Here is a 24,895-nt window from a genome sequence, read left to right as displayed (position 1 = left end):
GGCCAGGGGCGCCGGGGCGGTGGGCTGCGTTCCGACGATCTCGAACGAGCGGACCGGCGTCGACCCGCAGTGGTCGAAGCGGTCACCCGCGGTGACAATCACGAAGTGGACGCTCGGTGACAGGTCGGCGGTCAGGACATGGGAGGTGACGCTCCCTCCAAGGGTGATGGCGGCTCCGCCATCGATGCGCAATTGCTGGTACGTGACGCCCGTGGCGTCTTGCGCGGCCTGCCAGGAGAACGTCGGCCGGGTCGCGGTGAGCGCGCCTTCCGCGGGAGCCTGCTATGCGCAATTTCGGGTTGGAATCTCCGCGCTGCTTCTGAGCACGTGTGGTGGCCCGCTTGAAATGGACGGCATCGTCGGATCGTTCATCCCCGCGACCAGCGCCCGCTACATCCGCCTGCGCAGCAAGACCGACAACGGCGGGCTGCCGCTGAGTCTGACCGAGCTCTCGTTGTGGTGACGCCGTCCCCAAGGCATCGGCGCGCTGGCTGAGCGATGGCGCATCCCTGCGGTCGACGGTCGAGATACCAAGAGTGCGCTTGCAGGGCGAGCGGGCGGACGAGCGGACGTTGTCAGGGCGCAAGGCAGCTCGAGCGTTGACATCCACGGTCAAGTCTGGTGAAGGTTTGACCCCATAGGAATCCGTTCTCGCGCGCTCAGGTATGCGAAACGCTCCTGCGTCGATGGCGCCCTCGCTCGCGTCCGACGTTCCTTGCCCCGGCCTCTGCGCCGCTCGGCATTCCATCCACCCGGAGTCCACGGACTCCGGTGCATGGGGCGCGTGCGCCCACGTGCATGAACCTGCGGGACGGTCGCCGGCGCGCAGCTGCGCCGGGCAGCTCCCCTGCTCGAGGTGTGTCCAGATGGCTCTTCGTGTCGCGATCATCGGAGCTGGCCCCAGCGGCTTGGCCCAGTTGCGTGCGTTTGAATCCGCTGCCCGCAAGGGAGCGGAGATCCCGGAAATCGTCTGCTTCGAGAAGCAGGAGGATTGGGGCGGGCTCTGGAACTACACGTGGAGGACCGGCCTGGGACGCTACGGCGAGCCGGTGCACGGCAGCATGTACCGGCACCTGTGGTCGAACGGTCCGAAGGAGGCGCTCGAGTTCGCCGACTACTCCTTCGATGAGCACTTCGGCCGGCCGATCCCGTCCTATCCGCCGCGCGAGGTGCTCTACGACTACATCCGCGGGCGGGTGGAGAAGTGCGACGTCCGCAAGTACATCCAGTTCAACACCATCGTTCGTTGGCTCTCCTGGTCCGAGGAGACCCGGAAGTTCACCGTGGTGGTCGACGACCTCGCCAAGCGCGAGGTCCGCGAGGAGTCGTTCGACCGGGTGGTGAACGCAACCGGCCACTTCTCCACGCCGAACGTGCCCTTCTTCGAGGGCATCGACTCCTTCCCCGGTCGCGTGCTGCACGCGCACGACTTCCGCGGCGCCGAGGAGTTCGCGGGAAAGAATCTCCTGCTGATCGGGAGCAGCTACTCCGCCGAGGACATCGGCGTGCAGTGCCACAAGCTGGGCGCGAAGTCGGTGACCATCAGCTACCGGTCCGCCCCCATGGGCTTCAGGTGGCCCATGGGCATGAAGGAGGTACCACTGGTGAAGCGGTTCGAGGGGAACCGCGCGCACTTCGCGGATGGGACCTCCGCGACGCTCGATGCGGTCATCCTGTGCACGGGTTACCAGCACAAGTACCGCTTCCTTCCCAATGCGCTGCGCCTGGAGAGCCACAACCGGCTCTACCCGCCGGGGCTCTACAAGGGCGTGTTCTGGCAAGGCCAGCCGGAGCTCGCCTACCTGGGGATGCAGGACCAGTACTACACCTTCAACATGTTCGACGCCCAGGCATGGCTGGTGCGCGACGTCATCATGGGGCGCACCGCGCTGCCGTCCGCCGAGGAGCGCGAGGCGGACATCGCGGCGTGGGTCGAGCGCGAGGAGGGGGTCCAGGATTCGTTCGGGGCGGTGGACTTCCAAACCGCCTACATCCGGGACCTGCTCGACCGCACCGACTACCCGGGCTTCAGCGTGGAGAAGGTCGCGGAGCTGCTGAAGCAGTGGCTGCGCGACAAGCAGGAGGACATCCTCGGCTACCGCGACCGCACCTTCACGTCGATCGTCACCGGCACCCGCGCCACGCCGCACCGTCGCAAGTGGATGGACGAGCTGGACGACTCGGCGGAGAGCTTCCTCGCCGAGGCCCCGGTGCGCAGGACCGGGTGAGGGGCCCCGGAGGAATGGGCCCCGGCGCCGGGACCGCGCGGCCAGGAAGCGTCGCTCGACGATGACCTCCTTGGGCCTTCCGCCGCCGGCATCCCTAACAGGCGGCAAAGGGCGTTTCCGTGCAGGCATTGGCGTAGACGGGGCGACAGGTCCGCAGCGGTGGACCCAGCGGCGTGGAGGGCCTCGTCTTCGGCGGAGCGCTCGAGGCCCTCCGCTGCGGAGCGAAGCGCGAGGGCGCAACGGAACGGGGCATCAGGGTTCCCCCACTCCCGGAGCTCTCGCGCCACCTCGCCAACTCCTGCGCGTGCAGTCACCGGGTCCGGATGGAGGACGGCGACGCGTCCGGCCATCGTCGCGTATCGCCCGGAGACCCGAGAAGTCCCCAGCGCAGACGTGGACCTGCTTCACGCATCCCCGCGCGGGCGCCAGCGGAGAGCAGCCCTCCGTGGGGGCGAGCTCCCCGCCCGGGAGCACAAGGTTGAAGGCCGAAACGCTGCCTCAAGCAGGTGCGCAGGAGGCGAGCGCGGGGCTTGTTCACCAAGGCCCTGTCAGAAGCGCAGGTGAGGGCTGAGCACCACCGTCGGCCCCGCCCCCGTACAGATGTTGTCATGGGGCCGGGTGTTGATGTCGCAGCTCTGGAAATACCCTGCCAAGGTGAGGCCTAGCGGGCCATGGATTCGGACTTCCAGACCGCCGCCCGCGGCCAGTGCCTGGTGCGAATTGGTGTATCGATAGGGAGCAAACGCGTCCGTTCTGATTTTGGAGGAGGTGCTGCGTCCCACGCGCAGCGCCACCCAGGGCGAGACACGCCGGTCCCGGAAGAAACGGTAGCGTGCCTCTCCGGCAATCCCCCGGAACGCGCCCCACGGGTGCTTCCGGAGTTCGGCTTGCTCGGACAGGGCCGAATCCAAGGCCCAGGTGGTTCTGAATCCGCGACCCCACTGCAACGCGAGCCCGAATTCCAAACCCACCGGTGTCGCCACGAGCAGATGGGCGCTCAGGAGATGGCCTCGCGTATTGGCGTTCTTGCCGGCGAAAAGGCCTCCTCCGCCGGAGAGCAGAAGCCCCCACCCTGGCGACGGCCATGGCTCCGCGCTCGCAGCGACAGGAAGCAACAGGCTGAGAAACAGGGCTAACGGCATCCAGCGCGCAGGCATCGATTCAATCCCCCTTGAACACGCACACCGGCCCGAGTGCGGGGTGAACATACCCCAAGGCGACGCTGGGCGGGCACTGGGACAGCGTGTGCCCAAGGTCGATGGCAACGGGTTGCGCCAGTCGGTGGGGATGTCTCCGTCGACAACGCGCCATGCGACTGGACGTCTCAATGCACCGCCCCCGCAATCACTTTCACCCAACCCGGTGTCAGAAATACACCATTGCAGTACGTGGAAATCCCCATACACAGCGCGCGTCCTTGATTCGGGGACAATTCGCAATGAGGGGGAAGTCATCAAGAGGTTCAATACGTTGGGAGTTGTGGGTCTGCTGTCTCTGGCCGCTGTGGGTTGCGGTGGCGAGTACACGCCGGAGGAAGAGCAGGCGATGCAGCAGCCGGAGCTGGGGGATGTGGAGCAGGCCGCTGAGTCCGCGTATGTCGACGCGGGCCAGACGCGGGACTTCTCTGCGTGGTTGTTTGGCACCACGCCGTTCACCATCGAGAACCCCTCGCCCATTGCAACGCCGTACACCGCCTACTGCGGCGGCAGCAGCATCAGTGGCACCGTCCCCGCCAACGGTTCACACAACAACATGAACCTCAACTGCGCGGGGCTTGAGGCAGCGGCCGGGAAGGAGCGGGTGAAGGAGAGGCATCAGGCCCGGCGATGCGCGCGGGGACCGGTGCTCATGCTCCGGCCCGCGGGTGTGCCTGGGCTTCAGGCGGGACGCCGTGTGTACGACCGCGTGAACGGCGGCACTGAGCGCGAGCTCCCAACTCGGAACAGCAAGGCCGGCCATGGGGACGTGCCCCACGACCGGCCTTGCTCCTCGGCGTGTCGACGCGGTCCTATTGCAGGGGCACGCGCTTGAGCTTGAAGGGCGAGGGGCTCTCGCTCATCGTGAAGTAGCTCGCGCCGTTGGCCTCGTACTCGATCGCCTCACCCTGGCCCTCGGTGGTGTCGGTCAGCGTGACGGGCGTCGCGAAGACGGCCGACTCGAAGCCAAGTCCCGGCGTCGCACGGAACTCGTAGACAGTGCGGTAGGTGCGAAGGAGGAAGCGATCCGCGCATGGGTGGATCGCCGCCGCGGTCGCGGCCGAGAAGTTGGCGTCTCCGTTCAGCGGCAGCTGGATCGTGTGGACGTGAATCAGCGTGGCCTGCACGCCCGGCGTCAGCGGCTGGGGGAACTTGTACACGCCGCTCTGCCCCGTGCCCCCGTTCTTGGTGACGACGTAGATGTCCCCGGTGGTGGGGTGCACCATCAGCGACTCCGCGTCCTTCGCGCCGTCCGGATAGACGAACGGGAAGGCCTCGGCGACGAGCCCCCCCGAGGTCTGGCCGTTGGCGAGATCCGGCTCGGGCACGCGGTAGATCGTGAACGACGTGGGGCTGCCACCCGGAGGGAAGTTGGCGCTCCACTTCCCGATGTCACCAATGAAGATGCACGAGCCGCTCGGGCAGGGCCCGGTTGCGAGGTCCTCCCAGTCGGCCGGCGTCACGTTGGTCACGTTGAACGTGCCGATCGTGCTCGCGTTGAGCGTGTCGATCGCGACGATCGCGGTGGTGTCCTCGTTGTGCACGTAGAGCGCGTTGCCGACCACGCGGCTCGCGGCCAGGCCCGAGGGCTCCACGATTTCCGGCGCGGTCACGGTGCCCTGGAGCGTGAAGGTGCTCGCGTACGTGTCGCCGACCATGCAGGCGGGGGCGTTGGCGGCGCGCAGGACGATCACGTGCGCGGTGTTGGTCTGCACGAACGCGGAGCTGCCGGAGAGGCCCGTCTGGAGGCCCGGCGCGGTGAGCGACCGGTAGGCCGCATTGAAGAGCAGCCCGTTGGTGTGACCCAGGCACGCGTCGAAGGCCTCGGTGAAGCCGAGCGGCGGCTCGATGCCGGTGGCAGGGCAGGTGGCGTCCGGCCAGACCTGTGAGCCGTACCAGACGGCGAGGCCACCCGCGCTGCCGGTCACCACGTCGGGCACGGTGAACGACGCGGAGTCGCCGTTCTTCTGGCCTGCGTGCACGTCGATGGGCTGGACCGGATCGACGCCGCTGAAGGCCTCCACGCTCCCCGCCATGTGGGTGGTCGCGTCCAGTTCGAACGCGTAGCTCGCAGGCTCGGAGGCGCCCGCGACGCGGTAGAAGATCCAGGTGCGGATGGCCCAGGCGCTCTGCTCAGAGCGCAGGAACGTCCAGCCGGCGGGCGGCGTGACGGTCGCGGAGATGTTGTTGCGCACGGTCACCCGCGCGATGAGCGCGTCGTTGGCCTCGGTCCCCGATGGCTTGGGGATCGACAGTGAAGCGATCGACAGGCCGCTGTGGTGCGAGCTCCCACGCAACGCGACCCCCGAGGACGGCGCGACCGCGGCGCGGCGAAGGGCGACGACCTGCGCGACGTTGGTCTCGGCGAACGTCGAGCTCCCGTTGAACGGTCCCTGGAGGCCGGCACCGGCGAGGGGCATGAAGGCGGCGTTGAAGACGAGGCCCTGGGACGAGGACACCAGGCAGGTGTCGTAGGTCTCGGCGAAGCCCACGGGGGGCTCGATCGCCGGGGTCGGACACGCGGCGCCGGTCCACGCCTGCGCGCCGAACCAGACGGCAGCCCCGCCCGCGGTCGAGGTGCTCAGCTGCGGCGTCGTGAAGGCCGTCGAGCCGCTGTTGCTCTTGCCGGCGTGCGTGTCGATCGGGTTGGCCGGATCGACGCCGGCATACGCCACGAGGTTGCCGACGAGGTAGCTCGCGATGGAGCTCTGGAAAGTGTGGCTCGCGGGCTCGCTGGCGGTGGCGACGCGGACGAAGACCCAGCCGCGGATGCTCCAGGTGCTCATGTCGGTGCGCACCAGCGTCCAACCTGCAGGCGGGGTGAGCTCGGCGCCGATCTGGTTCCGGTTCGCAAGGTGCGCCAGCAGCACGTTACCGGCGGCGACGCCAGTAGGGGTCGAGAGGGTCAGGCTGGTGACCGTCTTGCCGCTCGCGTGCGTGGTGCCGACGAGGGTGATCTCCCCGGTGGCCGGCGGCTGGACGGGACGCAGCACCACCGCGTGCGTGATGTTGGTGTTGGGGAGCGTGGAGCTGCCGGTGAAGGCGGGCTGGGCACCTGCGGCCCCGAGCTCCGAGGTGGCGGCGCTGTGCAGCACGCCGCGCGACGACGAGATGAGGCAGGTGTCGAGCTGCTCGGTGAAGCCCGTCGGAGGGGTGTGGACCGCGGGGCACGCGGCGCCTCCCCAGACCTGGGCCGAGAACCACACTGCGAGGCCGTTCGCGGACGACGTGGTGGCGACGGGCAGCGCGAGGCTCGCGCTGTTGCCATTCTTCTGGCCCACGTGCACGTCGATTGGCTGGATCGGATCCGCGCCCGACACCGCGACCAGGGTGGCCGCCATGGAGCTGGCGAGGTCGAGGGTGAAGGTGTGACTGCTCGGCTCGGCCGCGCTGGCCACGCGGAGGAAGAGCCAGGACTTGATGGCCGAGGCGCTCTGCTCGGAGCGCAGCAGCGTCCAGCCAGCGGGTGGGGTGGCGACGGCGGCGACGGCCTCGCGATTGCTCAGCTGCATCACCAGCACATCTCCGGCGGCCGTACCGACGGGGGTGGGGATGGAGAGGGCGGTGATGGCCAGGCCGCTCGCGCTGGTGGTTCCTCGCACGGAGAGCGTGGATAGGCCCTGGGCCGTCGTCGCATCCTGTACGTCGTCGGGCTGCGCGAGCTCAGTCGTTCCACAGGCGGCCATCAGCAGGGCGGCCGCGATCCACAGACTTCGGAATGGGGGCATGGGGTTTCGATCGGGTGTCGACTCACCGGACTGGAGGTCCGGGACTCGGCCATGTGAAGGACCCCGAAGCGAGAAGCGCAATCGACTGTCATGACACGGGAAAGCTGCCGTGAAACGGTTGGGATCGTTGGGTGGGATCGAAAGAAGGTGGCAGTCCTGTCCATGTGGTCACGCGGAGTCCTTGGAGAACGCGAAGCCCAAAGACACCTGCGCACGGTGCAAGGGCCGAAGGGCGGTCGGCACCCCGAGGGGTGGCATCCAGGCAAGCCTCGTGACCGTGGCTGTGACCGGCTCGTGACGCCATCAGAACGGTGCTGACAGCCTGTGATCTGGTGCGTGCCTGAGGGCTTCTTGTCAGCGTCCGAGCACGCGCCGAGCACGGCGCACGCGGCGAGTACGGCGCATCGATGGAGGGCCACCCCAGGCCGTGGGGTGTTGAGGCTCAAGACAGCCAACAGGCCAAGGCCCCTGCCTCGGCATCAACCGGCGCGTGGGCGTGCAGGGCGCGCAGTTCGCGGCGCTGGACGTGGCCACGGGCGGGCTCGCGCGGCGTCGGAGTGGATTCCCCTGACGCCGTGAGCCAGCATGGGGGTCCAATCCTTGAAGGAGCACCCGTTGCTCCTCCCGCTCCGAAGAGGTCGCCCGGAATGACGCTCTTTCGTGCCCATGCAACGCCCCGTCGTCTCGCGCGGCTGCTGCTCTGTCTGGTGACGGCCGCGACAGGCGGATGTCGCTCCGAGGGCGGAGAGGAAAAGCGCCCCGAGCCATCCCGGACGCCGGCGGAGGCCCCCGCGGCGGAGCAGCCCGCCGACCTCCATGGCCTCGGAGGGGTCGAAGGCGTGCAGGCCTCGTATGACCAATCCCGTCAGCCTGCCAGGTTCATCGCCGCGCTGGGAATTACGCCGGGACAGCGGATTGCCGATGTCGGAGCGGGCCTGGGCTACTTCACGCAGCGACTCTCGGAGGCCGTTGGTCCGGCGGGACAGGTGGTCGCGACCGACATCAACGACGAGGCCCTCAAGCGGCTTCGCGCACGGATGTCCGAGCGGAAGAACGTCGTGGTGCGCAAGGTGGAGCCGGACGAGCCAGGCCTCGAACCCGGCGCGTACGACCTCATCCTTCTCTCCGAGGTGGACCACTTCCTCTCGGACCGTGTGGCCTACCTGACCAGGCTGCGTCTCGCCCTCACCCCGAATGGCCGTATCGCGGTGACGCACCTTCGGGCGATGCGCCCGCCGCTCGTCGCCGCCGCCCAGCAGGCGGGCTACTCCATCGTGTCCGAGTACGACGGCCTTCCGGACCACTACCTGCTGTTCCTTCAGCCCGCGTCCAGTCGATGACCCTGAGGGAGCGGCGGCGCGAGGGCCTCGCCTCGCGCGGGTGACGTTCCACGAGGGCTCGTGCACACGCACGGGCCCTTCGTCGTTTCAGGCGACGGTCCATCCTCGGACGTCGTGGCGAAGAAAGACCTTCGAGGGCTCCGCCTCGACGACGCGGGTGGCCATGGCCCTCAGCCGGAGCTTGTCCCGCTTGCTCAGGTCCCTCCAGGGCAAGAACAGGTGCGAGTTCCGCGAGCGCCAGAGCACCACGCCCCTCCAGCCACCCTTCATCGCCTGGTCGTGAAGGAAGGAATCGAGCTTCTGGGTGAGCGTCACGGGCTTCAGCTCGGGGCTGAGCAGGAAGTCGAGCACGGCAACCTGTCTGGATTCGACGGCCCTCACGATGGCGCTCGCGACGACCACCGAGCGCAGGTTCGGGAAGGCCTGCTTCGAGAGGATGGCCAGGACCTCGCTCACGGCCCCTTCGTCGATGGCGCGGTAGAGCGTCTGGGTGTGCCGCTTCTCGCGCGAGACCGAGAAGCGCCAGAGCAGGACCAGCGCCGTGAACGGCAGGACCGCCAGGAGCCACTCCTTCAGCGTCGTCATGCGTCTGTCATAGCATCGGGTCCTGGCTTGCAGGAGTACTGGGGAGCTGACTCTCACCGCTCCGATTCCGGACGTGCTCGGACGAATCCAGATAGCCGATGTAGTCACCCGTGAGCGAGATGACGCGGGTTGCGCCGCCCGCTGCCTCGAGCAGGCGGCTCGCTGGAAGCGTCACTTCGGCTGGCACGAACAGCACGCTCACGGACCCCAGGCTCAGTCGAGAGGCCTCGGCCTGGCGAGGGCCCAGGTGGCACAGGGCGTTGGAAGGGGGGCAACAGCTCCGTCGAGACGATGGCCACGCGGACGTCGCCAGACTGGAGCACCAGGGCCCTGACGGCCAGTGGAGTGGTTGCTTCCGTGGCCGCGGGGCGCAAGGGGCCATCACCGGCGGAAGCGACTGGCAAGGGCGCGATGATGTCCTCCACTCCCGCGCCAGCCTGGAGCGGCCCCTTGACCACGTCGGCGGCGGCAACGCGGGGGCTCTCGGAAAGGGGCGCCGGGCACCACCAGTCCACGGCTGCGATGGCATAGAGGCCGAGGATGAAGAGGAGCGGCGCACCCAGTCTCTTGAGCCATGGCCGGAGGCGGTGCTGTGGGCTCGGGGACATGCGCCGGATTGAGAGGGTGGGGAGCGCCCGGCGATAGCAACCTCGAATGGGTGCGTCAATCCATCGGGTCGCCTCTCGGAGGAGCATGCCGTGGCATGCTCGCCCCGAGAGGCAGGAGCCAGTGGCCTCGCTCACCCGGCGTGGGGCTCGGGCGGCTTAGAGCTCGTTTCACAACCTCCGTCCAACTCGGCGCAGGAGCACGATGCAGCAGCCGAGCTGAAGCAGCGCGAGGTGGAGGTCGGCGCGCCGCTCCTCGCGGACGCGCAGCCGCTTGAAGCTGTGGAGCCAGGCCAGGGGGCGCTCCACCACCCAGCGGCAGCGCGCGCTTCTTGTCGTGCACGTTGGCCGCGGAGAGCAGCACTGCCAACGGGCTGCCCTTCCGGTCGGTCAGGACGTGGTGCTTGCAGCCCTTCTTCCCTCTGTCCGTGGGGTTCTTTCCCGTTTCGGGCCCCCCTTTTTCGCCCGGACACTGCCCGAGTCAAACCAGCCTGTTCTTCACGGTCGCGGACGAGATGCTCGGCTCCGCAGCCCGGCCCATGCCGAAGCCCGCCACCAAGCGGCCCTGATGCACGGGGACGTCGGACGCATCCTGGGCGAGAGACAGCTCGTCGGTGGTGCATGGGAGGATGAGCTCGTAGGGGAGGAAGCCAGACCTCGCGGTCGTTGAAGTAGCCCCACGGGTGTCAGAGACCGGGTAAACGGAGCGCGCTTGGGGCGGCTGAGCGGATCGTATCGTCTGATCGATCAGGACTGGCCACTTGCGGACGATTGCTCTCCCCGTTCGCGGCTGTGCCATGGAACTGTCATGGTCAACGCCAATCATCTGACGCGCCACGTTGCCCTCCAAGCCGATGGGCTCTTCACTCTCCCGGAACATGGCCATGCCATCCTCTCGCCGCGTCATGAGCCATCATTCCGGTGACTCCTCCCACACCCCCATGCGAATCCTCCTCACCGCTCTGGTCCTGCTGAGCGCTCCAGTCCTCGCCCAGCCCAAGTCCGTGCCCACTCCGAAGGCGGCGCCGAAGTCGGACGGCTTCATCCGCCAGCTCGTGGAGACGCGCTACTTCAACATCGGCCGTCCCATGGGCACGAGCTTCACCCCGGACGAGCAGACGCTCTTCTTCCTGCGCAATCCGGAGGGCTCACGCGCCCTCGCGCTCCACGCGTTCGACGTGGCCACGGGACAGACGCGCGAGCACCTCACCGCGGAGAGCCTTCTGCAGCGTGCCCGGGAGAACCTCACCGTCGAGCCGAAGGCGCGCCAGGAGCCCGCGCGTGTGTCCTCGCGGGGCCTGAGTTCCTATGCCCTGTCCGAGGACGGCGAGAAGTTGCTCGTGGGCTTGTCCGGCAAGCAGTACATCGTCACGCGCGCGTCCGGGAAGGTGACGGAGCTGAAGACGGGCCCCGGCGCCATGGACGTGCGCTTCTCTCCCGATGCCACCCAGGTGGCCTATGTGCGGGGGCATGACGTGTATCGCCTGGACCTGGCCACGAACACCGAGCACCCAGTGACGAAGGGCGGCACGGAGGAGAAGAGCCACGGGCTGGCGGAGTTCATCGCCACGAGCGAGATGATGCGCTTCTCCGGCTACTGGTGGAGCCCGGACGGAAAGGCCCTGGCCTACACGGAGTCCGACACGAGCGGCGTGGAGAAGCTCGCCATCGCGGACGCGCTCCACCCGGAGAACGATGCGCGGCGGCTCGCCTTCCCGCGCGCCGGCAAGGCCAACGCCCGGGTGCGCCTGGGTATCATCCCCATCACAGGCGGCAAGACGACGTGGGTGCGCTGGGACGTGGAGAAGTATCCCTACCTCGCCACGGTGCGCTGGCCGGCGAAGGGCCCTCTGACGGTGCTGGTGCAGAACCGGCTCCAGACGGAGGAACTCCTGCTCGCGGTGGACCCGAGGACGGGGAGCACGCGCACGCTGCTCGTGGAGAAGGACGACGCCTGGCTCACGCTGCACCAGACGTTCCCCCACTGGCTGGAGGATGGAAGCGGCTTCCTCTGGTACACAGAGCGCAACGGCGCTGGCGAAGTGGAGCTGCGCGACGCCTCGGGCAAGTTCGTGCGCTCGCTCGTGCCGCCCGGCGCGGGCTTCTATGACATGGTGGGCTACGTGGAGAAGGACGGCACCGTCTACTTCACCGGCGGCCCAACCTCCGACGAGCGCTACGTGTGGCGCCTGAGCCCGGGCGGGAAGCCCACCCGCGTCACCTCGGAGAGCCCGGCCCTGGAGCTGGCCCGGATGTCCAAGCGGGCCGGCTTGCTGGCCATCACGTCCGAGGGCCCCCGGCGCATGCGTCACACCACTGTGATGAAGGCGGACGGCACTCGCGTGGGCGAGCTGCCTTCGGTGGCGAAGGAGCCGCCGTTCCAGCCGCGAGTGGAGGTGCGGTACGTGGGCAAGGAGCGCTACCCCACGTCGCTGGTGCGTCCTCGCGACGCGAAGCCCGGCGTGAAGCTGCCCGTCATCGTGGACATCTACGCGGGGCCCGGCATCCCCATGGTGTACCAGAGCATGCAGCAGCACCTCACCAACCAGTGGCTCGCGGACGAGGGCTTCATCGTGGTGAAACTGGACGGGCGAGGAGTTTCGCCCACCGCCGACGCGAAGCTGCGCAAGCCGAAGTACGACTGGCCCCGGCTGCTGCTGGACGAGCAGGTGGCCGCGCTGCGCGCGCTCGCGGCCGAGGTGCCGGAAATGGACCTGAGCCGCGTGGGCATCACTGGCGCGAGCAACGGCGGCTACATGTCCGCGCTGGCCGTGCTCACCCGCCCGGACGTCTTCAAGGCCGCGGTGGCCGTGTCCTCAGTGACGGACTGGCGCGACTACGACTCACACCTGACGGAGCGCTTCTTCGGCCTACCCGACGAGCACCCCCAGGCCTACGAGCAGGCCTCGCTCCTCACTCACGTGAAGGCCGACCAGCCCATGGGAAAGCTCCTGTTCATCCATGGCACTGCGGACGACAACGTCCTCTTCTTCCACGCCCTCAAGCTTTCGGACGCGCTGTTTCGGGCGGGCCAGCCCCACGAGTTCCTGCCCCTCAGCGGCATGTCGCACATGGTGTTCGACCCGGTGCTGGCCGAGCGCATGTGGGAGGAGACCGCGCGCTACTTCAAGCGGCACCTCTAAACCACCTCGGCAAGTCCGCTAGACATGGAGCCCGGCATGCTCGAAGAGGACGCGGAGGACATCGGGACGATGCTGTAGGGCACGGAATTCCCTTCGTGCCAAGCGCATGAGGTCCGAGATGGCAGGGGGCGTTGCGTTGAGCAGCGCCTCCTTCACCACGCCATTGCAGCCCTCCTCTGGTTTGAGGTCAGGGGCGTACGGGGGAAGCCATTCGACGCGGAAGTCCTTCGCGGGTCGCCGCAGCCAAGCGCTGACCGCCTTGGAACGGTGCGCCGGACACCTCACGGTGCCTGCTCAGACGCTTGAGGACTCGGACTTGTCCCACCGGCGCCCAGGTGGTGCCCAGGCGGGCCCGAAACGTGTGACCCGCCTCATCCAAGAAGGCAATCGTCCTCCTGCTTCTTCGAGCCCCTTTTTGATGCGAGGCCAGTCTCTTCTTACCCAGGCTTCGATGAGCGCATCATCCCGCTCGCGAGCCTGGGGACGAGGGCGGTGCGCGGAGAACCCCAGCCGATGCAGTGGCCTCGACAAGGAGCGCGGGTGGTACCGCACGCCCCAGCGTTGCTCGATGAGACGTGCGATGCGTGGAAGGGTTCATCGCTCCGTGGGAAAGACGGCCCGAACGGCGCCGGCCTTGAATGCTCGGGCCACTTGCTTCCACTCCGAGGCGCTCAGCCATGAGGGCCGGCCCTGATGCGGCTTGCGCCGCAGCCTCCTGACGCCTCCTTGCGCGAGGGCTTTGCACCACTGCGGCACCGCTCCTCGGGTGACGCCGCACTCGTCCGCTACGTCCACTGGGCGCCAACCCGATTTCAGCAGCGAAGCGGCGAACAGTCGCCGCTCCTCCATCTGCCCGAGCGTCAGTCTGAATGGCTGCTGCCCCATCACCACCACCCCTTTCATCGGAACAAACGCTCCGGTGTTTAGGGGATTCATCGAGCGGTCTAGGCGCTCGTAGGTCTGCTAGGCCCCGAGTGTCTTGCGCATGTTCCGGTGGGGGACGCCCACCTCGGTGTAGGGGGCGCCGAAGACGGCGTAACCCAGCCGCTCATAGAACGGGACCGCCGGTTCGCGCGCGTGCAGGTGGACATGGGTGAAGCCGCGCCGCACCAGCTCCGCTTCCAGCGTACGCACCAGCCGGGCACCCAGCCCCTGCCCCTGGAGGTGGGAGGCCACGGCCATCTGGAACAGCCGTCCGCCGTGGGCATCCTCGGGGTTGAAGAGGACGCAGCCGAACACCCCCTCCTCCTGGTGCGCCACCAGGTGCAGGCTGTCCGCCTCGAAGGGAAAGGCGACGTCGTCACGCGTGTAGCCGAGCGGCTCGCGCAGCACGCGGAAGCGCAGCTCCAGCTCGCCCGCGTAGAGCGGATGCCCGGGCTGGATGAAGGTGAAGGTGGCGCCGGCCGTCACGTCAGAAAGTCCCCGTGAGCTGGAGCGTGAAGGTGCGGCCGTACTGGGGCACGGGGGCGATGGAGTTCTCGTCCGACACCGGCAGCGAGTAGCGGGCGTCCAGCAGGTTGTGCACGCCGGCGAAGTAGCGCAGGGGGCCGTAGTCACCCGACAGGCCGAAGCCCACCAGCAGGGCCTCGCCGCTGTCCGCGCCGCCCGGGCCGGTGGGCCGGGCGCTCTGGTAGATGGCCTGGGTGGCCACGCGCATGTCGCCGGCGCCAATGGGCAGCATCATCCGGCCCGCCACCAGGTGCGCGGGCGCCGCGGAGGCCACTTCCTCCGAGGCGTTGCGCAGCGTCACGTAAGAGTAGCTCACGTCCACCAGCAGCCAGCGGCCCGGCTGCCAGTGCACGCCGGCCTCGGCGCCCCAGGCGAGTGTGGTGCCGTCGGTGTTCATGAAGCGCAGACAGGCGGCGGTGCCGCAGTCGCCTGAAGCCGCGTCCTCCGCGGTGAGCTGCACCAGGCTGGAGATGCGGTTGTGGTAGCCGGCGACGGTGAGGCGCAGCTCGTCCGTCAGGTCGTGCGAGTGCTCCAGCTCGAAGGTGGTGATGGTCTCCGGCCGCAGGTTCAGCGCCGCGCCCTGGGAGATGCCGTCCGCGTAGTAGAGCTCGTAGACGTTGGGCGCGCGGAAGGCGTTACCCGCCACCAGCTTGGTGAGGCCCCGCTCGTAGGGCCGGGCGATGACGGCCAGGCGCGGGGTGATGGGCGTGCTGTCCAGGTCCACGTACTTGTCCAGACGCAGACCGGCCGACACGCTCAGCCGCGGGTGGATCTTCCACTCGTCGAGCAGGTACGCGGACACCAGCGTGCGCGCCTGGGTCTCCAAGGGCAGATCACCGGCGTCCTGCCGGACGCGAAGCTGCGCCTGACCTTCCACGCCGAGCGTGAAGACGTTGCCCTCGAACAGGCCGATGCGCGCGCGGGCCTCGCCGGTGAGCCAGTCCGCCGCGCCGCCCTCGGTCCGGGCGCCGCCGTCCTCCTCCGGGTAGACGTAGGTGCCCTCGTAGCGGCTGATGTCGAACGCGCCGCGCACGGACAGGCTGAAGCGCTCGGTGAACTGGCGCTCGTAGCGGGCCTCCGCGAAGGCGCGCAGGTCCTCCACGATGTTGCCCTCCGTGCCGGGCACGGTGCCGTAGGGCGCGGTGGGCAACTCCTTGGTGCGCACGTTGAACTGGGCCTGGAAGGACAGGTCGCCCACGCGGGCCCGGAGGGAGCCACCGGCGGCGCGCTCCGCGTCCAGCCCGGTGATGATGGGACCGCTGGAGCCCAGCCGGGTGGTGTCCGCGCCCGTGGACGTCAAGGCGGCGGCGCTCACCAGCACCGACCGGTTGCCGTCCTCCCACGACGCGGTGGCGTGTCCCCGGGTGGTGCCGAGCGCGCCCACCGCGCCCGTGACTTCCAGGTGCTTGTCCGAACCCAGCGACTCACGGGGGACCACGTTGATGACGGCGAAGAAGGCGCCCGTGCCGTACAGGGCGCTGCCAGGGCCGCGCACCACCTCGATGCGCTCCACTTCCTGGATGTCCACGCTGAGGTCGCGGGCGGCGAAGCCCTGGCCGGCCCAGACGTCGTTCATGGAGTGGCCATCCCAGAGGATGAGGATGCGCGTGTTGAGGTCGCCCGGCGGGGAGAAGCCGCGCACGCCCATGTACGTATAGGTCCGGTCGTCGGTGAGATAGAAGCCGCGCACACCGGCCACGGCCTCGGCGACGGTGCGCCAGCCGAAGGCGCGCAGCTCCTCCTGTGTGAGCACGGTGGTGGAGGCGGGCGCTTCGTCGACGGCGACCAGGCTCTTGGATGCGGCGCGCACCGGAGGCGGCGCGTAGCGCAGCTCGGCGTGGACCTTCACTTCTTCCTCGGCCACCACCTTCACCGTCTGGCGGAGCGGGCGCACTTCGCGGCTCTCCACCTCCAGCGTGTGCTCGCCTTCGGGGAGGGTGACGACGGTGGGCGTGAAGCCGGCGGGCTTGCCATCCACGCGCACCGTGGCGCCGTCGCGGTTGGCGGTGACGACGAGTCGCCCGGTGGGCCGGTCCTGGGGACGCAGCGCCACGGCGACAGGCACGTTGCCGTCAGCGGGGACATCCACCACGTACTGGCTGGGCGCGTAGCCGGGGGCGCGCACGTGCAGCACGCGCTGGCCGGGAGGCAGCCGCACGCGGCCGGGCACGCGGGCCAGGAGGTTGCCGTTGGGGGCGTCGCGAATCTCGGCGCCCTCCGGCGTGCCAGTGATTTCCACGCCGCCGGTGATGAGCGTGAGGTCGAAGGTCTGGTCCGTCTCACGGCCGCGGACCAGGGTGAGCGTGGCCTCCGCGGCGCGGTAGCCTTCCTTCTTCACCATGATTTTGTGACGGCCGGGCGTCAGCGCGAGCGTCTGCGGAGAGCGGCCCCGGCTGCCCAGGTCCATGCGGTCCACGTAGACATCGGCGCCCTTGGGGTTGGAGGTGACGCGCACCAGCGCGACCTTGGGACGGAGCCGGTCCACGGAGCGGGAGACCTCGGCGGCGTCCTCCTTGGGCAGGTCCTCTGCGAGCAGGTCGTTGTAGTAGCGGTACGCCTCGTTGAACTTGCCCAGCGCCTCGAAGCAGCGGGCGATGTTGAAGAGGACGTTCCGGTTGGGCACCAGGCGGTAGCTGGTGAAGTAGGAGCGCAACGCCTCGGCGTACTGCCCCTTGGAATAGGCATCGTTGCCGAGCTCGAACGCGATGTCCGCTTCATCCGCGTTGTTGTCCGCGAGCACGGGCGCGGACAGGAGGAACACCGAGAGGACGAACGCGAAAGAACGGGAGGAACGCATGGGACGCCAAGCATTCTTCCCTCTCTGGGGTGAGAGGTCCATGGGGGCTTATGGGTTGGCAACAGGGTGTCGGACCTGATGGGTAATGTCGAGCCTGGACATGCAACGAGGAGTGGGGTTCCACTCCGGGGAGGCGGGGGCCATGATTCAGGAGCTGTCGGCCATCACGGTGAGAGAGGAACGGGACACGGGAATGGGCCACGAGACGAAGCGCCCGGCGACCTACGAGGACCTGGTGGCGCTGCCGGAACACCAGGTGGGGCAGATTATCGACGGGGAGCTCATCGCTCAGCCCAGACCGGCGAGCCGACATGCGCGGGCCACCTCCCGGCTGGGTGGAGAGCTGTACGGCCCTTTCGAGCGGGGACGCGGCGGGCCTGGAGGTTGGTATTTCCTGGATGAGCCGGAGCTGCACTTCGGCGCGGATGTCCTGGTGCCAGACCTGGCGGGCTGGCGCCGCGACCGGATGCCGGAAGTCCCGGATACGCCCTTCTTCACGCAGCCACCGGACTGGGTCTGCGAGGTGCTCTCTCCCTCCACGGCTTCCCTCGACCGCTCGCGCAAGAAGCGCATCTACGCGCGGGAGGGCGTCGGGCACGTCTGGCTCGTGGACCCTCAGGCGCGGACGCTGGAGGTGTTCCGGCTGAGCGGGGGACAGTGGCTCGAGCAGGGGACGTGGTCGGACGACGAGCGCGTCCGCGCCGAGCCCTTTGAAGCGGTGGAGCTGGAGCTCGGCGTGTTGTGGCTGCCGGAGGCGAAGGCGAAGTGACGCCGCCTCCGCCTCAGTGCACCACGCCCCGCGCGGACATGGCCGCCTGAGGCGAGGCGGAAGGCTCGCGCATCAGCTTGTCGCCCGCGGCCTGGAGGACCTGGGTGGTGGCACCCTCGGGGTCGCGGAAGAAGGAGGGCGTCCACATCCGCACGAGCTGCCAGCCCTGGCCTTCCAGCACGCCGGTGCGGAAGAGGTCCCACTCCACGCGGTCCGCGGCCTTGGGGTAGCGCGTGCCGTCACACAGCACGCCGACGGTGACATCGCCTGGGCGGGTGGGGTGCCGGAGCGCGACGTCCACGCAGAAGCCGTCATTGCCCCAGTGGACCTCCGAGGACACGCGGTGCTGCGTGGCCAGATGTCCTGCCAGGGCCTGCGCGAAGGCCGAGCCCGCGTCCGTGGGCCTCACGAACACCTCCGCTGTCTCGGCGGGCCGCGACGCCTCGGACACGGTGTCCTCGGGCTCGCGCTGGGCGTCCTGGGCGTAGGCCGATTCCAAGGCCTCCGCGAAGCGCAGGTACGCGAAGAGGAGCCAGCCGCCGTTGGGCTGCCGGCCCGCTTCCATGGGGGGCGCGGACTGGTAGGACTCGCGCGGAATCGAGGTGACGAGGTGAATCTGCTCCCGCGCTCGCGTCACCAGCACGTTGAGCCGCCGGCCTCCGCCCGCGCTGCCCAGCGGACCGAAGCGCCGGTAGAAGCGGCCGTGCCGGTCCGGGCCGTAGGTGGTGCTGATGATGAGGTGGTCCCGCTCGTCGCCCTGGACGTTCTCCAGATTCTTCACGAAGAGCCCCTCGAATGAGCCCGAGCCCCGGCGCACGCGCGCTTCGGCCAGCCGCGCCGCGAAGGACGCATCGCTGGCGGCCATCTCATCGAGGACGTCGTTGATGGCGTCGCGCTGGGTGAGGTTGAAGCACGCGATGCCAATGGACGGCGGCTGCGGCCGTGAGAGCAGCTCCTTCACCAGCGAGCCCACGGCGCGAGCCTCCACCAGGTTGGTGCGCTTCTCATAGGTGCCGCCCACGGGGAGCAGCCGCAATGGCGCGTGGGGCACGCTGTGGGACGGGTGCGCGGGAATGGCCTGGAGCCGCTTGTCGTAGAAGTGGTCGTTGCTGAAGGCGATGAGGTCCGCGTTCTGGGAGCGGTAGTGCACGTCCAGGTAGCACTGGTCGATGTCGAGGTTGAGCGCCGCCGACAGCAGGTCCTCCACCTCGGATTGCTGCTCCTCGAAGAGGCCCTGCTCGCTTTCGGCCTCCTGCTCCGCGTTCTGCACCACGGCGGATTCGAAGAAGCGCGTGGGTGGCAACTGCTTCGGGTCACCGGCGATGACCACGCGGTGGGCGCGGGTGAGGACGGGCAGGGCCTCCTCCAGCCGGCACTGCGAGGACTCGTCGAAGATGACGACGTCGAAGATGGGGCGGCGGGGGAAGATTTGCGCCACGGTCTGCGGGCTGGCCATCCACACGGGGCGGACGTCGAAGAGCGGGTCGCCCCCTTCGATGCCTTGCCCGGTGGCGATGACCTGACGCACGCGCAGGGCGCGCTCTCCTCGCAGCATCAGCCGTCGGCGGAGCTCCGCGCCCTGCCCGTTGAGCCGGCCGCCCGTGCCCGCGAGCAGCCGCTCGCGCTGGCGCTGTGTCCAGCGGTGGACCAGGGCGTCGCGCACGAGGACCCGCTTCTTCTCCTCCAGCATACGGTAGTGCGAATGGGTGGTGCGCACGCGCTCGGCGTCGATGTGCTGGAGCGCCGGAGCCTCCTTCAGGCGCGCGGAGGCTTCCGCCGCCAGCGTCGCCTTCAACACCGCGCGCCAGCCGGCCTCGGCCTCCGCGCCCTGGCGCGCCAGCCGCTCCACGGCGGACTCCAGCGCCGGAGGCATGCCCGTCAGCACCGCGCGCATGCGTAACAGACCTTCCACGGTGGGGAGCCGTGACACCAGGGCGGTGGTGACGGATGCCAAACGCTCGCCCGAGCGCAGCCCACGCGAGCGCGAGTCGAGCCACGACGCGGAGAAGAGCCCCGCTTCGGTGAGCCGGGCCTCCAGCCGCGCGACGGCGTCGCCTCGGGCCGCGGACAGCCGCAGGCCCGCCAGCAGCGCCGCGCGAGCCTCCGCGTCCGCCGTCAGGGCCGCCCGCACCGCGTCCCGGCACGACGCGAGCAAGGGCGTGCGCTCCAACTCCTGCAGCAACTCGAAGAGCGCCGCGTGGGTGCGAAGCGTCTGGGACAAGGACTCGTCGGTGAGCGTCGCGGTATCGCCCGGGACGAGCGTGGTGCGGTGGTACTCGGTGAGCAGCGCGCGGGCCTTCACACCCGTGAAGAACCGCGTGACGCGCTCCGCGGCGAGGATGCTCAGCGTCAGACCGAACTGCTGGAGCACCCGGCGCGCCCCGGCCTTCCGCGCGAAGTAGAAGAACGCGTACCACTTGCGAGCGATGTCCAGGTACGAACCCAGCGCGGCCATCGCGGTGGCGAGCACACTCAAGGCCTGGGGCTGCTCGCGGTGGACCAGCGCCAGCTCCGCGTCCAGCGGCCCTTCCGCGAGCACCTGCCGCTGTGCCGCCAGCCCGTCGAGCTGTGTCCGCGCGGCCTGGACCGCGTCCGGCGTCGCCGAGCCCCAGCGCGCGAGGACGTCCGGACGGGCCGACTCCAGCAGTGGTGCCAGCTTCTCCGCGAAGGCGGCGCGCGCCGCGCCCTCGGCCCGAGGGTCCGCGCCGAAGACAGGCACGTCTGGTGACACGAGCGCATCCGCGTCCCGTGCCGCGCTGTCGACAGCGCTCAGGCGCTCGCGGTAGGTGGCCAGCGGCGTCGCCAGGTACGTGGCGAGCTCCCCGCCCAGGGCCTCGCGCCACGGGTTCTCCGGATAGCCTTCCTTGCCGCCGCGCTCCAGCACCTCGCGCACCTCGCGCTCGTGCGGCGTCACGTCGCCCAGCCGTGCGTGGGCGAGGCTCGACACGGCGGGCGTGAGCGCGGCGGGGGCCTCCACGGAGAACCACTGGCCCACCAGTTCGTGGAAGGAGGGCGCGGTGCCTCCGTCGGGGCGCTCGGAGAGGGCTCGGTCGGCGGCCGTCAGCTCGTCATGGAGGGACTGGAGCTCCGTGTCGATGCGCGCCAGTTCCTTGGCCACGGCCGCGTCGGTCCGTGTCTCCGGCAACGTGTCGAGCTGCTCGCGGATGCCCATGTAGAGGTCGCGCTGGTCACGCTGGGCGTCGTGGACGACGGCGCACAGGTGTCCCAGGCCGAGATGGTCCAGGCGGTGCTTCACCACGTCCAGCGCGGTGCGCTTGTCGCAGACGAGCAACACGCGCTCCCCGCGCGCCAGGTGGTCGCCAATGGCATTGGCGATGGTCTGCGACTTGCCCGTGCCCGGAGGCCCATGGATGACGAGCCCCCGGCTGCTGCGTGCCAGCCGCACCGCGCGCGCCTGGCACGGGTCCGCGAGTGTGACGAGCCGCTCCTCTTCCGTGCGCTTGAGCCCCTCCAGGTTGGGCTCGCCGCCGCCGTGTCCCGGGGGCAGGCCGAGAGAGACATCCACGCGGAGGAAGCTCTCCAGCGGGCCGGAGATGGGTTCTCCGTCCAGGAGCGCGCGCATGTCGTCCACGAGGCTCTGGTTGGACAGGGGGTACAGACCCAGCACGGCGCTGGGGAGGATGGCGGCCTGGGGCTGGGAATCGTCGCCACGCGGAATGGGGGCCAGGAGGGTTTCCGGCGAGAAGGGGGTGGGCGCGGGCAGCTCCATGGCCTTGCACACGGCGGCCACCAGTTCGTTCAGCTCGCGCCACGGGTCCTCGCCCGCTTCATCCGCGAAGAGGTCGCCCAGCCGCTGGCCCGTCTGCTGCTCCAGCCAGGCGAGCAGCGCGGTGTTGGGGGCCACCCGGTCCACGCCGGCCTCGGCGCCTTCCAGCTCCACCGACGGCACGCGGCCCTTCTTGAGCGTGAGCCGCACGGGGATGAAGGCGATGGGGGCCAGGATTCGCCGGGTGCCGAAGCCACGCTTGTCCTTGGCGCCCGGTGGCAGGTGGAGCAGGGGAAAGCCCACGTGAAGGACGTGCGCGCCGGTGTCCTGCTCGAAGGTACGGGCGTCCTCGACGATGGTGGCCAGCTTGCGGAGCAGGTCCTGCTGCTCCTCCTCCGCGCGGGAAGGCGCGGGGGCCTCATCCGGCGGAGGCGCGTTGTCGGGACGCGCGTGGCGGGAAGGCTCTTGGGGGTTGTCCAGCGGAAGCGCGGCGTCGGAAGCCACGTCGCGGGAAGGGACGTGGTTTTCGTCCAGTGCGTGCGCGGCCTTGGGCGCCGCGTCCAGCAGGTCGTCGGCATCCGTCCCCGTGGCATCGTCGTCCTGGGTGCGAGCGGCGCGGGCCTGGGCGGAGCCCTTGCGAGGGCGAGCCTCGGGAGGCGGAGGCGGCGGCTTCACCACGAGCCGGGCCTGGGCCTTCTCTCCGAGCAGGGCGGCCAGCAAGGTGTGGGGCGCGGTGCCATCCAACCGGCTCAGCGTGGCGAGGTCTACGCGCTGGCGGCTGTTGTGCGGCCGGCTGTTGAGGCTGGGGCCGGATGCGAGCGCGGCGTAGAGCCGCTCAAGCATCTTCTCAAGGACGCGGTTGCGGGGCTCGGGCGACAAGGCGGCACCTCTCGACGGGAGGGGAGGCCGCTGTCTCTATCACGCGAGGGTGGCTCTGGGCCCGGGCTTCAGCCCGCCAGCGCGGCGGCGAGCGCCTGCGCCGCGGCCTCCAGTTGCTGCGCGGGGAGGTGGTCGGAGGCGGGGGCGTCGAAGGCGGCCCGGCCCCAGAGCCGCTGCGGCGTCTGCGAATAGCGGGGGACGAGGTGCAGGTGGAAGTGGCGCAGCACATCGCCAATGGCGAAGGCGTAGGCGTGTTCGGCGCCCAGCACCTCGCGCTGGGCGCGCATGACCCGGGCGGCGAAGGGGCCGAGCTCGCTCGCCGCGTCCGGCTCCAGGTCATACCAGGCGCGCACGTGCCGGGCGCTGGAGATGACGACCCAGCCGGGCACGGGGCTGGGACCCGCCACGCCATGCAGCACCAGTCCCGGTGTGCGCGCGATGACGCCTCCCACGGGTCGTGTTTCACCGCGCACGATGGCGCAGCCGAGACATGGGTCATTCACATCCAAGACATCCGGCATGGGCTCACGCTAGCAGTCCGGGGAAAGCCCGGGTGGGTCACGTCATCGGGTCAACGGTGACTCATGTCCATGAGGGCATACGGGGTTCTCCGAGTGATCCGTGACACACCCGGTTACGGGCGTCTCGGTCGATGAGAACCCGCTTTGAATCAGGGGGGCTTCTTGACGGAACGGGCAAGTGTCGGAGAGTGTCCGGCTGACGCCTCATGAAGTGTTGAGGCGGCGATACTTGGGGACTTTTCTTTCAAGGCGGGGATGATGAAGAAGCATCTGGTAATGGCCGTGGTTCCGTTCCTGGCGTTCGGTTGTGGAGACGACCTGGTTGACGCGGACGGAGACGGAATCGCGGACGGCGTGCGCGAACCGGACACTGTGACGGTGGTGACGCCCGCCAATCCCAAGGGCACGGTGTCCGGCCAGGTGCTGAGCACGGACCTGCGGCCGCTGACCGAGGTCACGGTGGAGATGACCATCGGCAGCTCGGCGGAGCCGGTGTCGGCCATCTCGGATGCGAAGGGCAACTTCACCTACAAGAACGTCCCGGCCGGTTCGCACGTGCTGCTGACGTTCTCCAAGGCGGGCTATGCCACGCTGCGCGCGACGGCGCAGGTTCCGTCGTCCGCGGGCAACGTCCCCATCAACAACGGCAACGCGAGCTTCGGCCCCATCACCCTGGCGCGGCTGGACGGCACGCTGAACTTCCTGGTGGTGACGCCGCAGGGCCGTCCCGCGGCGGGTGTTCGGGCGACGCTGGAGGCCACGCCGGCCGGTGCCATCTCCAACGGCGATGAGTCCTCGTCGATGGTGAGCTCCGTGGTGGTGGAGGCAACCGCGAACGAGCAGGGCCTGCTCACCTTCACGGGCATCCCGAGCGCGTCTGAGCTGGCGCGCCTGCGCAACGGCAATGGCGAGTACAGGCTGTGGGTGTCGCCCATCGACGCCAACGGTGACGGCATCCCGGATACGGGGGGCTACGTCAGCACGTATTCTGGGGCTGAGGTGGTGGCCAACAGCACCACGCGGCTCATCAGCCTGCCGTACTCGCGGCCGCAGAACGTGCCGCTGAGCATCGAGAGCAGCAACGTGGCCAGCCTCCGGGGCGGCGGCGCTGACTTCCATCCTCTGCGCAACCTGGTCCGCCCGGGCGAGCTCATTCACCTGTTCTTCAACCAGCCCATTCAGCAGGGTTCGCTGCTCGTTCGCATGACGGACGAGTACGCGCGGGAGTCGCTGGGCGTGACGGCGACCGTGAACAACGGTGGCTACAGCGCGACCATCAACCCCGGGGGCACCGTCGAGGGCAAGGAGTACAACCTGGACGTGCGCGCGGTCTCCGCGGAGGGCGGTTCGCTCTATAGCACCGTGGGTTACTTCTTCGCCGGTGCTGCGACCGGTCCGCAGCAGGCGACGGCCATCGCGGAGGCTCGCTACCAGGAGACCTCTACCGTTGGAACGCCGACCCTCAATCCGGGTGAGGTCGTCTACATCAACTTCACGCACCCCGTCGCGCGCACGTTCTTCACGGGGCAGTACGTCCAGGTGTTCTTCGACGCGGATATCAACAACAGCGGTGCCCCAGGAGATGCCGTGGGGGAGGTCGGGTACCCCATCGGGTTCGACCTTTACATCGACGAGCCTACTCGTCCGGTGCAGACCCGCACGCCTGCTGAATCCCCTGTTTTCGGCATCAGGTTGTCGAACTACAGCACCCGTTATTACTTCGTGTACGCGGGTTCGGTGGCACTGACGCCCAGCACGGCTCCGCTGCAAGTGAGTTTCTCGACGTTGGGTAGCCGTGGAATCAATGGCACCTACGAGAACATCTGGGGGCAGCCCCTCTCGACGGACCTGTCCGTCCGCGGCATGGCCGTGCAGCCGCCCGCGACCCCGTGAGCTTGCGATACATCAGTTGATGCTGGGCTGAGCCT

At 69.1% G+C, this 24,895-nt stretch carries 16 protein-coding genes and 2 pseudogenes; 6 read left to right on the top strand and 12 right to left on the bottom strand.

Annotation, left to right across the window (positions count from 1 at the left end):
- Nucleotides 1-866 precede the first annotated feature (866 nt).
- Nucleotides 867-2,228, top strand: coding sequence for a flavin-containing monooxygenase (locus tag BLU09_RS05605; protein ID WP_090486487.1), 1,362 nt, complete (start codon nucleotides 867-869; stop codon nucleotides 2,226-2,228).
- 548 nt (nucleotides 2,229-2,776) lie between these two features.
- Here BLU09_RS05605 and BLU09_RS05600 read toward each other — a convergent pair.
- Nucleotides 2,777-3,385 carry a hypothetical protein gene (locus tag BLU09_RS05600; RefSeq protein ID WP_143043107.1) on the bottom strand — a complete coding sequence of 203 codons (609 nt, stop codon included), beginning with the start codon at nucleotides 3,383-3,385 and terminating at the stop codon, nucleotides 2,777-2,779.
- Nucleotides 3,386-3,707: 322 nt separating this feature from the next.
- Between BLU09_RS05600 and BLU09_RS39265 the strand changes: the two genes are divergently transcribed.
- Nucleotides 3,708-4,259, top strand: coding sequence for a hypothetical protein (locus BLU09_RS39265; RefSeq protein ID WP_244171438.1), 552 nt, complete (start codon nucleotides 3,708-3,710; stop codon nucleotides 4,257-4,259).
- Here BLU09_RS39265 and BLU09_RS05590 read toward each other — a convergent pair.
- On the bottom strand, nucleotides 4,237-7,152 hold the full coding sequence (locus BLU09_RS05590; protein WP_090486481.1) for a cell wall anchor protein: 2,916 nt from the start codon (nucleotides 7,150-7,152) through the stop codon (nucleotides 4,237-4,239). The two genes, BLU09_RS39265 and BLU09_RS05590, sit on opposite strands and share 23 nt — an antisense overlap.
- Nucleotides 7,153-7,799: 647 nt before the next feature.
- Here BLU09_RS05590 and BLU09_RS05585 point away from each other — a divergent pair.
- Nucleotides 7,800-8,492 carry a class I SAM-dependent methyltransferase gene (locus tag BLU09_RS05585; protein WP_244171437.1) on the top strand — a complete coding sequence of 231 codons (693 nt, stop codon included), beginning with the start codon at nucleotides 7,800-7,802 and terminating at the stop codon, nucleotides 8,490-8,492.
- Nucleotides 8,493-8,579: 87 nt separating this feature from the next.
- Here the strand turns inward: BLU09_RS05585 and BLU09_RS05580 are convergent, their stop codons facing one another.
- The 3 genes and pseudogenes from BLU09_RS05580 to BLU09_RS40040 all read right to left on the bottom strand — a co-directional run.
- Nucleotides 8,580-9,077 carry a hypothetical protein gene (locus tag BLU09_RS05580; protein ID WP_090486475.1) on the bottom strand — a complete coding sequence of 166 codons (498 nt, stop codon included), beginning with the start codon at nucleotides 9,075-9,077 and terminating at the stop codon, nucleotides 8,580-8,582.
- A 776-nt stretch (nucleotides 9,078-9,853) separates the two neighbouring features.
- Nucleotides 9,854-9,997 (bottom strand): annotated as a pseudogene (locus BLU09_RS40045) (IS5/IS1182 family transposase); the annotation flags it as partial.
- A pseudogene (locus tag BLU09_RS40040) lies at nucleotides 9,978-10,165 on the bottom strand (transposase); the annotation flags it as partial. The pseudogenes BLU09_RS40040 and BLU09_RS40045, both read right to left, overlap by 20 nt.
- A gap of 458 nt (nucleotides 10,166-10,623) precedes the next feature.
- Between BLU09_RS40040 and BLU09_RS05565 the strand changes: the two are divergent.
- Nucleotides 10,624-12,825: a S9 family peptidase gene (locus BLU09_RS05565; RefSeq protein WP_244171436.1), complete on the top strand. Its 2,202-nt coding sequence runs from the start codon at nucleotides 10,624-10,626 to the stop codon at nucleotides 12,823-12,825.
- A gap of 18 nt (nucleotides 12,826-12,843) precedes the next feature.
- Here the strand turns inward: BLU09_RS05565 and BLU09_RS40035 are convergent, their stop codons facing one another.
- The 5 genes from BLU09_RS40035 to BLU09_RS05540 all read right to left on the bottom strand — a co-directional run bounded on the left by BLU09_RS40035 (nucleotide 12,844) and on the right by BLU09_RS05540 (nucleotide 17,071).
- The gene (locus BLU09_RS40035; RefSeq protein WP_090486467.1) at nucleotides 12,844-13,110 is read right to left on the bottom strand and encodes a transposase; all 267 of its coding nucleotides are present in this window, start codon (nucleotides 13,108-13,110) and stop codon (nucleotides 12,844-12,846) included.
- Between the two features lie 9 nt (nucleotides 13,111-13,119).
- Nucleotides 13,120-13,407, bottom strand: a complete 288-nt coding sequence (locus BLU09_RS40030) for a winged helix-turn-helix domain-containing protein (protein WP_090486464.1) — start codon at nucleotides 13,405-13,407, stop codon at nucleotides 13,120-13,122.
- Between the two features lie 12 nt (nucleotides 13,408-13,419).
- The gene (locus tag BLU09_RS40025) at nucleotides 13,420-13,674 is read right to left on the bottom strand and encodes a helix-turn-helix domain-containing protein (RefSeq protein ID WP_425270574.1); all 255 of its coding nucleotides are present in this window, start codon (nucleotides 13,672-13,674) and stop codon (nucleotides 13,420-13,422) included.
- A gap of 114 nt (nucleotides 13,675-13,788) precedes the next feature.
- Nucleotides 13,789-14,235 carry a GNAT family N-acetyltransferase gene (locus tag BLU09_RS05545; RefSeq protein ID WP_090486458.1) on the bottom strand — a complete coding sequence of 149 codons (447 nt, stop codon included), beginning with the start codon at nucleotides 14,233-14,235 and terminating at the stop codon, nucleotides 13,789-13,791.
- A 1-nt stretch (nucleotide 14,236) separates the two neighbouring features.
- Entirely contained in the window at nucleotides 14,237-17,071 is a 2,835-nt protein-coding gene (locus BLU09_RS05540) for a TonB-dependent receptor domain-containing protein (protein ID WP_244171435.1), read from the bottom strand.
- 142 nt (nucleotides 17,072-17,213) lie between these two features.
- Between BLU09_RS05540 and BLU09_RS05535 the strand changes: the two genes are divergently transcribed.
- Nucleotides 17,214-17,840: a Uma2 family endonuclease gene (locus BLU09_RS05535; RefSeq protein WP_090486453.1), complete on the top strand. Its 627-nt coding sequence runs from the start codon at nucleotides 17,214-17,216 to the stop codon at nucleotides 17,838-17,840.
- 13 nt (nucleotides 17,841-17,853) lie between these two features.
- Here the strand turns inward: BLU09_RS05535 and BLU09_RS05530 are convergent, their stop codons facing one another.
- Both BLU09_RS05530 and BLU09_RS05525 read right to left on the bottom strand, forming a co-directional pair.
- Nucleotides 17,854-22,446, bottom strand: coding sequence for an AAA domain-containing protein (locus BLU09_RS05530; RefSeq protein WP_090486450.1), 4,593 nt, complete (start codon nucleotides 22,444-22,446; stop codon nucleotides 17,854-17,856).
- Nucleotides 22,447-22,514: 68 nt separating this feature from the next.
- On the bottom strand, nucleotides 22,515-22,967 hold the full coding sequence (locus BLU09_RS05525; protein WP_090486447.1) for an HIT family protein: 453 nt from the start codon (nucleotides 22,965-22,967) through the stop codon (nucleotides 22,515-22,517).
- 255 nt (nucleotides 22,968-23,222) lie between these two features.
- Between BLU09_RS05525 and BLU09_RS05520 the strand changes: the two genes are divergently transcribed.
- Nucleotides 23,223-24,860 carry a carboxypeptidase-like regulatory domain-containing protein gene (locus BLU09_RS05520; RefSeq protein WP_090486444.1) on the top strand — a complete coding sequence of 546 codons (1,638 nt, stop codon included), beginning with the start codon at nucleotides 23,223-23,225 and terminating at the stop codon, nucleotides 24,858-24,860.
- The last annotated feature ends 35 nt before the right edge of the window (nucleotides 24,861-24,895 follow it).

It is taken from the genome of Myxococcus virescens (genome assembly GCF_900101905.1).
Classification (GTDB): Bacteria; Myxococcota; Myxococcia; order Myxococcales; family Myxococcaceae; genus Myxococcus; species Myxococcus virescens.
The sequence above is the reverse complement of the archived record's forward strand: the minus strand, read 5'-3'. Positions and strand labels throughout refer to the sequence as shown.

Excerpts from the sequence above, each read along its gene's own strand:
- BLU09_RS40025 (WP_425270574.1), bottom strand. The coding sequence starts at position 13,674 with ATGGAGGAGCGGCGACTGTTCGCCGCTTCGCTGCTGAAATCGGGTTGG.
- BLU09_RS05540 (WP_244171435.1), bottom strand. The coding sequence starts at position 17,071 with ATGCGTTCCTCCCGTTCTTTCGCGTTCGTCCTCTCGGTGTTCCTCCTG.
- BLU09_RS05605 (WP_090486487.1), top strand. The coding sequence starts at position 867 with ATGGCTCTTCGTGTCGCGATCATCGGAGCTGGCCCCAGCGGCTTGGCC.
- BLU09_RS05520 (WP_090486444.1), top strand. The coding sequence starts at position 23,223 with ATGATGAAGAAGCATCTGGTAATGGCCGTGGTTCCGTTCCTGGCGTTC.
- BLU09_RS05535 (WP_090486453.1), top strand. The coding sequence starts at position 17,214 with ATGATTCAGGAGCTGTCGGCCATCACGGTGAGAGAGGAACGGGACACG.
- BLU09_RS05580 (WP_090486475.1), bottom strand. The coding sequence starts at position 9,077 with ATGACGACGCTGAAGGAGTGGCTCCTGGCGGTCCTGCCGTTCACGGCG.
- BLU09_RS05590 (WP_090486481.1), bottom strand. The coding sequence starts at position 7,152 with ATGCCCCCATTCCGAAGTCTGTGGATCGCGGCCGCCCTGCTGATGGCC.
- BLU09_RS05585 (WP_244171437.1), top strand. The coding sequence starts at position 7,800 with ATGACGCTCTTTCGTGCCCATGCAACGCCCCGTCGTCTCGCGCGGCTG.
- BLU09_RS05600 (WP_143043107.1), bottom strand. The coding sequence starts at position 3,385 with ATGCCTGCGCGCTGGATGCCGTTAGCCCTGTTTCTCAGCCTGTTGCTT.
- BLU09_RS05565 (WP_244171436.1), top strand. The coding sequence starts at position 10,624 with ATGCGAATCCTCCTCACCGCTCTGGTCCTGCTGAGCGCTCCAGTCCTC.
- BLU09_RS05525 (WP_090486447.1), bottom strand. The coding sequence starts at position 22,967 with ATGCCGGATGTCTTGGATGTGAATGACCCATGTCTCGGCTGCGCCATC.